Here is a 13,008-nt window from a genome sequence, read left to right as displayed (position 1 = left end):
ACCTGCGCGTCGGGCTCGCAGTTGCTCCGGAATTCCCCTTTTGAGTAGTGCCTGAAAGCAATCCCTGAATCGGTCGAACACATTGATTGAAATACAGATAAATCAAGGTTCACCCGACATGATTAAAAAGCACGACCCATTTCCGACCCGCCTGAAAAAGCATCTTGATCCTTTCACCCGACTGGACCCTATCGTGCACTCCCGCAATCAGCGTCGTTGGGAAGGCCCCCTTGACGAGGTCGCTCTGTCCCGCTACGAACGTGATGGTTTTCTCTGGTTTGAGGGATTTTTCTCCAAGGAGCGCGTGGAGCCTTTCTTCGACGAACTGCGGGAAATGGCCAAAGATGAAAAGCTGATGGAGTCAGACCAGATCATCCGTGACCCCGCCAGCGGCGCCATACGATCGGTGTTTGGTATGCACGAGCTATCCGAGAATTTTGACCGGCTGACCCGGGACCCCAGAATACTGGGGATGGTGCGTCAGCTCCTCGGCAGCGAAGTTTATATCCATCAGTCACGGATCAATGACAAGTTCGGTTTCGAGGGTAGTGGCTTTGACTGGCACTCTGATTTCGAGACCTGGCACGCAGAAGATGGCATGCCAAGAATGCGGGCGGTAAGCGCCTCTTTGATGCTGACGGAGAACACCGAATTTAATGGTCCGCTGATGTTGATCCCCGGTTCCCATCACGTGTTTGTGCCCTGTGTCGGAGAGACCCCTGACATGAATTGGCAGGATTCTCTGAAGGCCCAGCGCCTTGGAGTTCCGGACCGGAAAGGTCTGGGCTGGATGGCAGACCGGGGCGGGATAAAGGCGCCCAAGGGCCCCGCTGGTTCCTTGCTGCTGTTTGAGTGCAATACCCTGCATGCGTCGAACGAGAACATGTCTCCGTGGCCGCGTTCGAATCTCTTCTTCGTTTATAACAGCGTCGACAATACTCTGGAGAAGCCGTTTGCGGGAACGACTGAACGTCCTGAGTTTCTGGGTAACCGCAAAAACACCGAGGCATTAACCATGCACGATGATTTCCCGGAATTGTCCAATCAGGGGGTCAAGCCATTGCGCGCTTAAACCGGCTATTGCTTTTCGAGGCTGTCCATCCCACAAAAAAACGCCAGCCCTGGGGCTGGCGTTTCTGGTTGACCCTTCCGGGCCATAGCTGGAATCAACTAACGACTCAGGCGACGTTCGCTTCCGCGGCGCGCTTGGTGTATTTGTCCATTTTGTCGAAGCTCAGGTACTTGTAGATATCCTTCGACATGCTGTTGAGGTCCTTGGCGTACTCCATGTACTCCGCTGGTGTCGGCAGCTTGCCCAGGACCGCGCCCACTGCCGCCAGTTCCGCAGAGGTCAGATACACATTGGCACCATCGCCGAGGCGGTTGGGGAAGTTACGGGTTGAGGTGGACAGCACTGTGGACTTCGCCGCGACCCTGGCCTGGTTACCCATGCAAAGGGAGCAGCCCGGCATTTCGGTGCGCACACCGGCAGTGCCATAGATGTTGAAGTAGCCTTCTTCCATCAGCTGGGCTTCGTCCATCTTGGTTGGCGGTGACATCCACAGGCGAGTCTTCAGCGGCTCCTTGTTCTGGGCCAGCAGTTTACCGGCTGCACGGAAGTGACCAATGTTGGTCATGCACGAACCGATAAAGACTTCGTCGACCTTGTCGCCAGCCACTTCAGACAACAGACGGGCGTCGTCCGGGTCATTCGGGCAGCACACGATGGGCTCTTTGATGTCCGCCAGATCAATTTCGATCACGTGGGCATACTCGGCGTCTTTGTCCGCACGCATCAGCTTGGGATCGGCCAGCCAGGCTTCCATGTTCTTGGCACGACGCTCCAGGGTACGCGGGTCGCCATAACCTTCTGCAATCATCCAGCGCAGCATGGTGATGTTGGAAAGCAGGTATTCCGCTACCGACTCTTCCGACAGGTTGATGGTACAACCGGCGGCAGAGCGCTCGGCAGAGGCATCGGAAAGCTCGAAAGCCTGTTCGGCAGTCAGGTGCTCAAGGCCTTCGATTTCCAGGATGCGACCGGAGAACTCATTGATCTTGCCTTTCTTCTCGACGGTCAGCAGGCCCTGCTTGATGCCATACAGAGGAATCGCATGGACCAGATCACGGAGCGTGATCCCGGGCTGCATTTCACCCTTGAAGCGAACCAGGACGGACTCCGGCATATCCAGCGGCATAACGCCGGTAGCAGCAGCAAAAGCCACCAGTCCGGAACCGGCGGGGAACGAGATGCCCATCGGGAAACGGGTGTGGGAATCGCCACCGGTGCCGACGGTGTCTGGTAGCAGCATGCGGTTCAGCCAGGAGTGGATGATGCCGTCACCCGGACGCAGGGCAACACCGCCACGGGTCTGGATGAAGTCTGGCATGGTGTGCTGCATTTCCACGTCAATTGGCTTGGGGTAAGCCGCCGTGTGGCAGAAGGACTGCATCACCAGGTCCGAGGAGAAGCCCAGGCACGCCAGGTCTTTCAGCTCGTCACGGGTCATCGGGCCAGTGGTATCCTGGGAGCCGACTGTCGTCATCAGGGGTTCACAGTAAGTGCCTGGTCGGACACCCTGGTCTGCTTCCAGGCCACAGGCCTTGCCGACCATTTTCTGACCCAGAGTGAAGCCTTTGGTGCCGGCTTCCGGATCTTTGGGCAGGCGGAACAGATCGGTGGCGCCGAGTCCCAGGGTCTCGCGGGCCTTGTTGGTAAGACCGCGTCCGATGATCAGCGGAATACGGCCACCGGCCTGAACCTCATCCAGAATCACGTCGGACTTGAAACTGAACTCAGAGATCGTTTCACCGGCTTCATTCAGAATCTTGCCGTCGTAAGGGCGGACTTCAATAACGTCGCCCATGTTCATGTTGTCTACCGGGGCTTCAAATACCAGTGCGCCGGCATCTTCCATGGTGTTGAAGAAGATCGGGGCTACTTTATTACCGATACAGATACCACCGGTGCGCTTGTTGGGTACGCCGGGCATGTCGTCACCGAAAAACCACAATACCGAGTTGGTAGCAGATTTACGTGATGAGCCGGTGCCGACTACATCACCTACGAAGGCGACAGGAAGGCCTTTGGCCTTGAGCTCTTCAATCTGGGTCATCGGGCCGGTAACACCGGGTTCGTCCGGGATCATGCCGTCGCGAGGCATCTTGTAAGCAGCGCGGGCGTGCAGCGGGATGTCAGGGCGTGACCAGGCGTCCGGGGCTGGCGACAGGTCGTCGGTGTTGGTTTCGCCGGTGACCTTAAACACAATCATTTTGGTGCTTTCAGGTACTTTATTACGCTTGGTGAACCACTCGGCATTGGCCCAGGATTCCATTACGCTTTTGGCAACTGCATTGCCCGCGTCCATCTTTTCCTTCACGTCGTTGAAGGCATCGAATACCAGCAGCGTCTTTTTCAGCTGTTCACCGGCCAGTTCGGCCAGGTCACTGTCATCCAGCAGCTCCACCAGGGCGGCAATGTTATAACCGCCCTGCATCATACCGAGCCATTTGACGGCGGTTTGCTTGTCGATGAGGGTGCAAGTGGTTTCGCTTTTGGCGAGCGCAGACAGGAAAGCTGCTTTTACATAAGCGGCTTCGTCAACGCCCGGCGGTACCCGGTTTTCGAGCAGGTAGACCAGAGTCTCCTCTTCGCCGGCAGGCGGGTTTTTCAGCAGTTCGACCAGTGCTGCGGTTTGCTCGGCGTTTAGCGGCTTCGGGGGAATGCCCTGGGCTGCACGCTCTGCAACGTGTTCACGATAAGCTTCTAACACGATATGGACCCTCATCAGTTGGGATGTCCCGCGCGGGCCACTGGGCTGGCGGGAGTTTTATTGGCGGAAAAGGCCGCGAATTGGCGCTAGATTCTATAGGAAAGCCCGTTCAAAGTTAAGTTGGACTATAGGCGGGGCCTCGCATCAGCTTGTGTATAATGCACTTTTCCGAACAGTCGACGGTATTTTTATATGCTTGATGCACTCCGCGATATTCACGATTTTCTGCCGTGCCAAACACCCGGTCGTTGGATTGAGAACGCTTTGGCAGCCCAGGACGTGATGCTTATAGACCATGCCCACTGCGAGAAAAAAGCGGCTTCCACGGCGTTGAGTTTGATGTACCGGTACGTCGATAACCCGGATCTGCTCAGCAAAATGTCCCGCCTGGCCCGGGAGGAGTTGCGGCATTTCGAGCAGGTGCTGGCCATCATGAAGAAGCGCGGTGTCACTTACGGTCACCTGACTCCCGCCCGATATGCGGCAGGCCTGCGGGAACCTGTCAGAACTGAGGACCCCGGCAAGCTGGTGGATGTGTTGATTGTCGGCGCGATCATTGAAGCCCGTTCCTGCGAACGTTTTGCCGCATTGGCCCCGCACCTGGACGATACGCTGGCGGATTTTTATCGGGGCTTGCTGAAATCCGAAGCCCGGCATTACCAGGATTATCTCAAGCTGGCGAAAGATGCCGCTGGTGAGTCTATTGGTGAACGCGTTGAGGTATTTCTGGAACGGGAGCGCCAGCTAATCGAAGAGCCCGATACGGTGTTTCGCTTTCATAGTGGACCAGTGGCGTAGAATTTTTCTCAGACTCAAGTCTTTTCCAGACCACTGACGTGTCTGCTGGAGGCAGGGTAAGGGTCTTTTTCAGAACCGTCTGCAGCCAGGGATGGCTGCAGTCGAGCCCTACAGGGATGTATTCACGGGCGTGTTCTGAAAAAGACCCTTATCCTGTCTCTTTACACTTAATTCGGAATCCAATCCTGATCCTGCTCTTTTAAAGCTTCCGGCAAAGCTGCATCCAGCGATCAATCCCGGCACTGCGATATTTCTGTTTGTGCAGAATAAAGTAAAATTGGCGGTCAAAGTTTCGGTGGCTCGGTACTTCGAGCGGGACCAGACTGCCGCGCTTGAAGGCGTCTGCCAGACAGACCCGGGATAGACAACCGATACCCAGCCTGGCTTCCACAGCACGCTTTATGGCTTCTGTGTGCTCCAGTTCCAGCAAAATTTCGAGATCGGGCAGCAGGCCATGCATGCCGCGTTCGAAGGTTTGCCGGGTGCCCGAGCCTTGTTCCCGCATGATCCAGGTCGCGGCTCGAAGGTCCTCGTCCCTAAGCGTGGGGCTGTCAGCCAACGGGTGATCTGGACTACAGAACACCACCAATTCATCACCCCGCCAGGGGATGACTTCCAGTTCTGAAGACTGCAATTCGCCCTCGATCAGTCCGATATCAAGCTCGTAGTCACTGACCCGTTTGGCAATGGTGCGCGTGTTGGCCACTTCAAGGGACACTTTCGGGTGAGTAGGGATTTTCATATATTGGGCCATAACGCCCACGGCCAGATAGTTTCCGATAGTGAGGGTGGCTCCAACCTTGAGGGCGCCAACCTCAGTATGCTTGCTGAAAGCCTGCTCCAGTTCACCGGCCCGGGCCAGCAGGGCCTCAACCTTCGGGCGATACAGGCGTCCCAGTTCGTTCAGTTGAAGACGTTTGCCGACCCGGTCAAAAAGTTGGATATCAAACTGGTTCTCCAGTTCTTTCAGGGCGCTACTGGCCGCAGACTGGGACATTGCCAGGGATTCAGCAGCTCGTGTAATGTTCTGAAAGTGTGCAGCGGCAAGAAAGACCTCCAGTTGGCGAAAACTGTACTTCATAATCGATCGACTCGAATGAATTGATGAATTTGTTCGATTAGATCGATACGGTAGCCGTCCGCTGGCGTCAATTCAATAACGGCCACCACGGGTGGCCGTTTAGGGGGTCAAGGGAGGGGTCAAGGGACCATAAGTATGGGCTGGGAACTTGCGCCCGCAACTTTTTCCGTGGTGCTGCCAAGCGGCAGGTCGGTGATTGGTGTGGCACCGCGTTTTCCGAGCACGGTGAGTACCGGCCTTTCCCTCTTTATAGCCTTCAGGATTTCCGCCACGGCCCGACCGGTTACAATATTTCTGTGTACGTTAGCGTGTCTGTTTGCCAGCAAATCTATCCGTTCCTCGATGTCTTTGTCATCGGCACCGGCGTCGTCTGGCCTTACCCACAGCACACGGCCATCGTGTCCCGTGGTAATCAGTTGCTCGAAGCAGGCCTGGGCATTGAGTGAGGCGGCGGAACCGTCTGTCGCATACAGGATCTCCTCTTCCGCGGCGGGCGGTGTCCCGTCTATCGGGATGACCAGCAGGGGCAGCTTGGTCATCCTTGCCAGGTTAAGGGCGATATTGCCGAAGAAGAGTTCCTTGGTGGCGGAATGACTGCGATTGCACACGATGATTCCGTCGGCATGAACGGTTTTGGCAATCTCCAGCACCTGGCTGGCTACAAAACCCCTACCTATCCTGTAGTCGGTGGAAACATCCAGCTCACTGGCGAGCTTTTCACCCAGAGCCTTGAGCTTTCCTTTCACGACCCCTTCTTGATCTTCCGTGTGGAGGCGTTTGTGGGTTTCGATGACATACACCAGGGTGAGCTTTCTGGTACCAAGCAGTTTTAATATTAACGGCAGACGCTTCATCGCGCGCTCCCAGTCATTGGTATAATCAACAGTCAGTATCAGATGATTCAGCATCCGGTGCCTCCTCATTGCTTGCGTTTCAGGCTTCACATACCGGGATGATTGCCTTCCGGGAAACAGCTATCTGTCAGCATAGTTCAAAGGCCGGCATTTTGGAGGAGTGAAAATTGTAAATCGAATTTGTCGAATAAGGTTATGAGAATATCCCATTTTGTCGATAGGTTGCTGCTGCGGTATACTGGATGTAACTTTTAACCATGATATTGCGTGCAAGCGCTTTGGAGACAGTCCGACCATGAGCAACATGAATCGAGAGCGTGTAACGAGCGTGCACCACTGGAACGATACCTTGTTCAGCTTTACCACGAGTCGCGATCCGGGTTTTCGTTTCAAGAATGGCCACTTCACCATGATTGGTCTGGAAACCGACGGTAAGCCCCTGATGAGGGCTTATAGTATTGCCAGCGCCAACTATGAGGAAGAACTTGAGTTTTTCTCCATCAAGGTGCCCGACGGCCCGCTGACCTCAAAGCTGCAGAAAATCGAAATTGGGGACGAAATCCTGGTGAGCCGCAAGCCCACCGGCACGCTGATTGTTGATCACCTCATACCGGGTCGTAATCTTTACCTGATCAGCACCGGTACCGGTCTGGCGCCGTTCATGAGCATCATCAAGGACCCGGAAGTCTATGAGCGCTATGACAGGGTAATCCTGACCCACGGTGTGCGCCACAAGTCCGAACTTGCCTACCAGCAGGACATCGATGATCTGCCGAACAACGAGTTCTTCGGCGAAATGGTGCAGGGCAAGCTGCTCTATTACCCGACGGTTACCCGGGAAGAGTTCCGCAACCAGGGCCGTCTCACGGATCTGATGGAAAGCGGTAAGCTGATGTCTGATCTGGGCCTGCCAGACTTTGACCTGGAGAATGACCGCTTCATGGTATGCGGAAGCCCGGCCATGCTGAAAGACACCTGTGCCATTCTTGACCGCCAGGGTTTCAAGGAAGCCAGACACGGCGACCTGGGCCACTATGTGATTGAGCGTGCGTTTGTAGAGAAATAATCAGCTTTGATTCCACGTGCTCCGAAAACCCCGAAGTTTCTGACTTCGGGGTTTTTTTAGCCATGAACTGCAAGTCGGAGCCTTTCAATGGTATTTGTTACAAAGTGGAGCTTGCTTATTGTTGCCCTGCTGATCCTGGCAGGCTGCAATGAGGAGGCCGTGGATGCGGACCTGTCACTCAGTAGCGCTGAGCTTGACTGGGTGGGCGAGCAGGTGTTTCAGAATGAATGTGCCGGGAAGGAGACCTGTCTGGTCCACTGGAACGTGGGGGAAGCGTTTCCGTCGCTGGGTATCGGGCATTTTATCTGGTACCCCGAGGCGGTGGACGGCCCATTCGTAGAGAGTTTTCCCGCCTTGATGGCATTTATGCGGTCACGGTCGGTAGAGCTGCCGAAGTGGTTGGATAAGCTGGCGCCTATGGTTGCGCCCTGGCCAGATCGGGCCACGTTTCTGGCTCAACAAGACAGTGAGCGCGTCGGCTCACTGCGGGAATTTCTGTGGCAAACCCGGGGCCTGCAGGCGGAATACATTTTCGTTCGTGCCAAAGCCTCGATGCGCAAGGTCATCGAAGCGGCAGAGTATGACCAACAGAGTGCCATCGCGAAAAGGCTTTCAGAGTTGAACGCAACACCGGGAGGCACTTATGCTCTGATTGATTACGTCAATTTCAAGGGTGAAGGACTGGCGCCTCGTGAAACCTATAACGGACAGGGCTGGGGATTGCTCCAGGTGTTACAGGAGATGGGCAACATGTCATCCGGCGAGGCACTGGACCAGTTTCGTAATGCAGCCGCAAGTGTGCTCACTCGCCGAGCCGACAACGCGCAAAACCCGATCGAGCGGGAGCAATGGTTGAGAGGCTGGCTCAAGCGTCTTGAAACGTATCGGGAGCCAGCATAAGAAAAGCGCCTAAAGCGGCTCTTTCTTCAGTTCCGGTGGCTGCTCACTGCTTGCTTCCAGCCACCAGGCATTCTCCGCCCAGTCGCCTAATACAATGCGCTTCGCTGGCTGACCGTTGACCTCGAGTTCGTGTTCGGCCGGCCGGTGGGTATGGCCATGAATCAGCCGCTGCACGCCGTGGGACTCCATGACTTCCACCACTTCCTTCGGAGTCACATCCATGATGAGCTCTTCCTTGCCTTTGTTTCTGGCCATACTGATGTCCCGTAGCTGACGAGCGACCAGCTGCCGGTCTGCCAGGGGTCTGGCAAGGAAGGTTTTCTGCCACTGCACATTGCGCATGCTGGTGCGGAACTTCTGATATTCCACATCCGCGGTGCACAGGCTGTCTCCGTGCATCAGCAGAGTTGGGGTGCCGTAGAGATCCACCACCACAGGATCGTCCAGCAGTGTGGCGCCGGCGCGGTTGCAGAAGTCGTCACCAATCAGGAAATCGCGGTTACCGTGCATCAGGAAAACCCGCGTGCCCGAGTCACTGAGGCTCTGAAGGGCCGCGGCCACTTGCTCTTGCAAGGGCGTGCGCTCGTCGTCACCGATCCAGGCCTCGAAGAAGTCCCCCAGGATAAAGAGTGACTGTGCTTGCGCTGCCCGGCGCTCGACAAACCGGAGAAAGGCCGCGGTGATATCAGGGCGCGACTCTTCCAGATGCAGGTCTGATATAAACAGCGTGGTCAAGCCGCGCCTCCGTCTCCGGTATCTCCGATCACATGGGCTTTTTCGATCATCACATCCTCCCCCGGTACATCCTGATGACCATGGTTCAGACCCGTTCTGACCGCCCGAATGGCGTTCACCGTGTCCATGCCATCGACTACCTTGCCAAAGACGCAGTAGCCCCAGCCCTCGGCATTCTCAGCGGTATGATCAAGAAAACCGTTGTTCTCGACGTTGATAAAAAACTGTGCGGTTGCGGAATGCGGGTCCATGGTGCGGGCCATGGCGACAGTGCCTGCCATATTGCTCAGACCATTGTTGGCTTCGTTCTTGATGGGTGCGCGGGTCTTACGGGGCACCATGCCGGGCTCAAATCCACCGCCCTGGACCATGAAATTGCTGATCACACGGTGAAAGATCAGGCCGTCGTAGAAACCGTCACGGACATACTGTTCGAAGTTTTTTGCGCTCTCAGGGGCTTTCTCGTAATCGAGCTCAATGGTGATATCGCCATGGGTGGTCTTCAGCAAGATCATTCTGGTGTCCTGTTCAGGTTTAAAGGAATTCATAATAAGGCTTTATTGTACGGGAGAGTTTGTTCCCATGCATGAGTTAGCCCGCCAAATATGCGTATAATATGGCGCTTAAGTTCATCCCATCAGTCGAGACCTTATGAGCGCCGAGTCCAAGAAAGCCCATAATTTTATTCTGAGCCTCATTGACGAGGCTATTCGCGAAGGCAAGCATACGGGCAAGGTGGTAACCCGTTTTCCACCAGAGCCCAACGGGTACCTTCATATCGGTCACGCCAAGTCGATCTGCCTGAATTTCGGTATCGCGGAGGCCTTTGCCGGGGAGTGTAACCTTCGTTTTGACGATACCAATCCGGAGAAAGAATCCCAGGAATACATCGACGTCATCAAGCAGGATGTGACCTGGCTGGGTTACCAATGGGCCGGCGACGTACGCTATGCCTCGGACTATTTTGACGCGATTTATGATTTCGCGGTCGAGCTGATCCAGAAAGGTAAGGCCTATGTCTGTGGCCTCAATGCTGAGCAGATGGCGGAGTACCGTGGCACGCTCAGAGCGCCGGGGCGCGACAGCCCGTTCCGTGACCGGCCGGTTGATGAAAATCTGGCGCTGTTCCAGGCCATGCGGGATGGCAAATACAACAACGGTGAACTGGTGTTGCGGGCCAAAATCGATATGGCGTCGGCCAACATCAACTTGCGTGATCCTATCCTTTACCGGATTCGTTATGCCGACCACCACCAGACCGGTGACAAGTGGTGCATTTACCCCATGTACGACTTCACCCATCCGATCTCCGACGCCCTGGAGGGGGTGACTCACTCCCTGTGCACGCTGGAGTTTGAGGACCATCGGCCGCTCTACGACTGGGTTCTGGAAAATATTTCCAGCCCCTGTCAGCCCCGGCAAATCGAGTTCGCCAGGCTGAACCTGAACTACACCATTACCAGCAAGCGCAAACTCAAGCGCCTGGTGGACGAAGGCCACTGCGACAGTTGGGACGACCCGAGGATGCCGACCCTCTCCGGTATGCGCCGTCGCGGCTATACGCCGGAATCCATCCGCACGTTCTGTGACATGGTTGGCGTCAACAAGGCCGGTGGCACCGTCGATATGGGTATGCTGGAGCATGCCATCCGTGAAGACCTCAACACCCGGGCGCCCCGCGCCATGTGCGTAATGCGGCCCCTGAAGGTAACCCTGACGAACTACCCGGATGACCAGACCGAGACCCTCACACTTCCGGTGCATCCGCAGAATCCGGAGATGGGGACGCGGGATGTACCCTGGACCAGAACCCTGTTCATTGACCGTGAGGATTTCTCGGAAGCGCCCCCGCGGAAGTGGAAGCGGTTGGCGCCCGACCAGGCTGTCAGGCTTCGGGGCGGGTATGTGATGACCTGCCGGGAAGTAATCCGGAACGCCGCAGGCGAAATTGTCGAGCTGCGCTGCGAATACGATAAAGCCACCCTCGGCGTTAACCCTGAAGGTTACAAACCAAACGGTGTGGTTCACTGGGTGTCTGCCACTGACAGCGTCGCGGTTGATATCAACCAGTATGATCGCCTGTTCAATTCTGAGTCGCCGGACAGCGACAAGGACGGTGATTTTGTCGAGCACCTGAACCCCGAGTCCCTGGTGCGCCTGGAGGGCGCAAGGGCGGAGAAGAGCCTTGCGTCGCCCGGGCAGACGTTGCCTTATCAGTTCGAGCGCGAGGGGTATTTCTTCTTTGATGAGCAGGCGTCGACTGCCGGCCGTCCCGTGTTCAACCGTACCGTTACGCTCAGGGACTCCTGGGCCAAAACAAATTCCTGATTGCGAGCCAGGCGAACTAACGTGATTCGAATCTACAATACCCTCAGTCAGCGTAAGGAAGAGTTCAAGCCACTGGAAGCCGGCAAGGTCCGCATGTACGTATGCGGGATGACCGTGTACGACTTCTGCCATCTGGGTCATGCCCGGGTGCTGATTGCATTTGATGTGGTGACACGATATCTGAGGCACCGGGGCTTTGACGTCCATTACGTGCGCAATATCACGGACATTGACGATAAGATTCTTCGCAGGGCAGAAGAGAACGGTGAGACCTTTACCGCGCTGACTGAGCGGATGATTGAGGCGATGCACGAGGATGAGGCGAAGCTGGGCATTTTGTCGCCCACTGAGGAGCCTAGAGCGACGTCGTTTATCGATGAGATTCTTGCAATGATCCGCGTGCTGATTCAGAAAGACTACGCCTATGCGGCCGATAACGGCGATGTCTATTTCTCGGTCAATGCCTTCAAGGGCTATGGCAAGCTCAGCAAGAAAAAACTGGAGGATCTGCTGGCAGGCGCACGGGTGGATATTGCCGAAGCCAAGCGTAGCCCGGCGGATTTCGCCTTGTGGAAAGCGGCCAAAGCGGGTGAGGTGAGCTGGCCCTCGCCCTGGGGCGATGGCCGTCCTGGCTGGCATATCGAGTGCTCGGCGATGGCGACCGGTTGCCTTGGCAACACCTTTGACATTCACGGCGGTGGTCCTGATTTGTTGTTTCCCCATCATGAAAACGAGATTGCCCAATCCGAGGCGGCGACAGGGGAGACCTTCGTCAAGGTCTGGATGCATGCCGGTGCGGTGCGGGTGAACAAGGAAAAAATGTCCAAATCCCTGGGTAATTTTTTCACTATCCGTGAAATTCTTGAAAAGTATCCACCAGAAATCGTCCGTTACTTCCTGGTGTCGAGTCACTACCGGAGTCAGGTAGATTACTCGGAAGAGAATCTGGAGGAGGCCAGCCGCACATTGACTCGCCTGTATCAGGCGCTCCGGGGGCTGGTGCCTTCGAAAGATGCGCCTGAGGGTGAGAGTGACGCGCTCTTTCACGCCGCCATGGACGATGACTTCAATACCCCGGAAGCGATCACCGTACTGCATGCAGTGGTGTCGGACATCAACCTGCACCGCCGCGAACGCCGCGACGAGGAGGCTCGGGCGAGTGCGGCAGTGTTGGTCAGGCTGGGGAAAATTCTCGGGTTGCTGCAACAGGATCCGGAGGCCTTTTTCCAGGCTGGCAGCAGCGAGAGCCTGTCAGCTGACGAGATCGAACGCCTTATTGAGGCGCGGAAGCAGGCTCGAAAAGACCGGAACTTCGCCGAGGCAGACCGGGTTCGGGATGAACTGGCCTCTAAAGGCGTTATTCTCGACGATTCACGGGAAGGGACCAGTTGGCGGAGAGGTTAGTGTCCCGGAAATGAATCACGAGTTTTTTTGACGTAAACTGCTGCATCCCATAAAACTTTATCCGCCTGT

General features: G+C 55.9%; 11 protein-coding genes. 6 read left to right on the top strand and 5 right to left on the bottom strand.

The window, feature by feature from the left end:
• The first annotated feature begins 118 nt into the window (after positions 1–118).
• Entirely contained in the window at positions 119–1,072 is a 954-nt protein-coding gene (gene thpD, locus F6Y09_RS10910; protein ID WP_152206945.1) for an ectoine hydroxylase, read from the top strand.
• 106 nt (positions 1,073–1,178) lie between these two features.
• Here thpD and acnB read toward each other — a convergent pair whose 3' ends face one another.
• A complete protein-coding gene (gene acnB / locus F6Y09_RS10905) occupies positions 1,179–3,773 on the bottom strand; it encodes a bifunctional aconitate hydratase 2/2-methylisocitrate dehydratase (RefSeq protein ID WP_152207021.1) in 2,595 nt (864 codons plus the stop codon).
• Positions 3,774–3,965: 192 nt separating this feature from the next.
• Between acnB and F6Y09_RS10900 the strand changes: the two genes are divergently transcribed.
• Positions 3,966–4,571, top strand: a complete 606-nt coding sequence (locus tag F6Y09_RS10900) for a MiaE family protein (protein ID WP_152206944.1) — start codon at positions 3,966–3,968, stop codon at positions 4,569–4,571.
• Between the two features lie 199 nt (positions 4,572–4,770).
• Here the strand turns inward: F6Y09_RS10900 and F6Y09_RS10895 are convergent, their stop codons facing one another.
• Both F6Y09_RS10895 and F6Y09_RS10890 read right to left on the bottom strand, forming a co-directional pair.
• Entirely contained in the window at positions 4,771–5,652 is an 882-nt protein-coding gene (locus F6Y09_RS10895) for a LysR family transcriptional regulator (protein WP_152206943.1), read from the bottom strand.
• Between the two features lie 119 nt (positions 5,653–5,771).
• Positions 5,772–6,560, bottom strand: a complete 789-nt coding sequence (locus F6Y09_RS10890) for a universal stress protein (protein ID WP_179959401.1) — start codon at positions 6,558–6,560, stop codon at positions 5,772–5,774.
• Positions 6,561–6,801: 241 nt separating this feature from the next.
• Here F6Y09_RS10890 and F6Y09_RS10885 point away from each other — a divergent pair, with 241 nt between their 5' ends.
• Both F6Y09_RS10885 and F6Y09_RS10880 read left to right on the top strand, forming a co-directional pair.
• Positions 6,802–7,572 carry a ferredoxin--NADP reductase gene (locus tag F6Y09_RS10885; protein WP_152206941.1) on the top strand — a complete coding sequence of 257 codons (771 nt, stop codon included), beginning with the start codon at positions 6,802–6,804 and terminating at the stop codon, positions 7,570–7,572.
• A gap of 87 nt (positions 7,573–7,659) precedes the next feature.
• A complete protein-coding gene (locus tag F6Y09_RS10880) occupies positions 7,660–8,472 on the top strand; it encodes a hypothetical protein (protein WP_152206940.1) in 813 nt (270 codons plus the stop codon).
• Between the two features lie 9 nt (positions 8,473–8,481).
• Here F6Y09_RS10880 and F6Y09_RS10875 read toward each other — a convergent pair whose 3' ends face one another.
• Together F6Y09_RS10875 and F6Y09_RS10870 are read right to left on the bottom strand one after the other, a co-directional pair.
• Positions 8,482–9,207, bottom strand: a complete 726-nt coding sequence (locus tag F6Y09_RS10875; RefSeq protein WP_152206939.1) for a UDP-2,3-diacylglucosamine diphosphatase — start codon at positions 9,205–9,207, stop codon at positions 8,482–8,484.
• Positions 9,204–9,722, bottom strand: coding sequence for a peptidylprolyl isomerase (locus tag F6Y09_RS10870; RefSeq protein WP_152206938.1), 519 nt, complete (start codon positions 9,720–9,722; stop codon positions 9,204–9,206). The genes F6Y09_RS10875 and F6Y09_RS10870 overlap by 4 nt, the downstream gene beginning before the upstream one ends.
• 136 nt (positions 9,723–9,858) lie before the next feature.
• Between F6Y09_RS10870 and F6Y09_RS10865 the strand changes: the two genes are divergently transcribed.
• Together F6Y09_RS10865 and cysS are read left to right on the top strand one after the other, a co-directional pair.
• Positions 9,859–11,535, top strand: coding sequence for a glutamine--tRNA ligase/YqeY domain fusion protein (locus F6Y09_RS10865; RefSeq protein ID WP_152206937.1), 1,677 nt, complete (start codon positions 9,859–9,861; stop codon positions 11,533–11,535).
• 21 nt (positions 11,536–11,556) lie between these two features.
• Complete coding sequence (gene cysS, locus F6Y09_RS10860) at positions 11,557–12,939, top strand: cysteine--tRNA ligase (RefSeq protein WP_152206936.1); 1,383 nt, start codon at positions 11,557–11,559, stop codon at positions 12,937–12,939.
• The last annotated feature ends 69 nt before the right edge of the window (positions 12,940–13,008 follow it).

The sequence above is a fragment of the Marinobacter changyiensis genome, from assembly GCF_009193265.1.
Taxonomy (GTDB): Bacteria; Pseudomonadota; Gammaproteobacteria; order Pseudomonadales; family Oleiphilaceae; genus Marinobacter; species Marinobacter changyiensis.
This window is presented reverse-complemented; position numbering and strand designations above follow the sequence as displayed.

Excerpts from the sequence above, each read along its gene's own strand:
- F6Y09_RS10865 (WP_152206937.1), top strand. The coding sequence starts at position 9,859 with ATGAGCGCCGAGTCCAAGAAAGCCCATAATTTTATTCTGAGCCTCATT.
- F6Y09_RS10900 (WP_152206944.1), top strand. The coding sequence starts at position 3,966 with ATGCTTGATGCACTCCGCGATATTCACGATTTTCTGCCGTGCCAAACA.
- F6Y09_RS10880 (WP_152206940.1), top strand. The coding sequence starts at position 7,660 with ATGGTATTTGTTACAAAGTGGAGCTTGCTTATTGTTGCCCTGCTGATC.
- F6Y09_RS10870 (WP_152206938.1), bottom strand. The coding sequence starts at position 9,722 with ATGATCTTGCTGAAGACCACCCATGGCGATATCACCATTGAGCTCGAT.
- F6Y09_RS10885 (WP_152206941.1), top strand. The coding sequence starts at position 6,802 with ATGAGCAACATGAATCGAGAGCGTGTAACGAGCGTGCACCACTGGAAC.
- F6Y09_RS10890 (WP_179959401.1), bottom strand. The coding sequence starts at position 6,560 with ATGCTGAATCATCTGATACTGACTGTTGATTATACCAATGACTGGGAG.
- F6Y09_RS10895 (WP_152206943.1), bottom strand. The coding sequence starts at position 5,652 with ATGAAGTACAGTTTTCGCCAACTGGAGGTCTTTCTTGCCGCTGCACAC.
- thpD (WP_152206945.1), top strand. The coding sequence starts at position 119 with ATGATTAAAAAGCACGACCCATTTCCGACCCGCCTGAAAAAGCATCTT.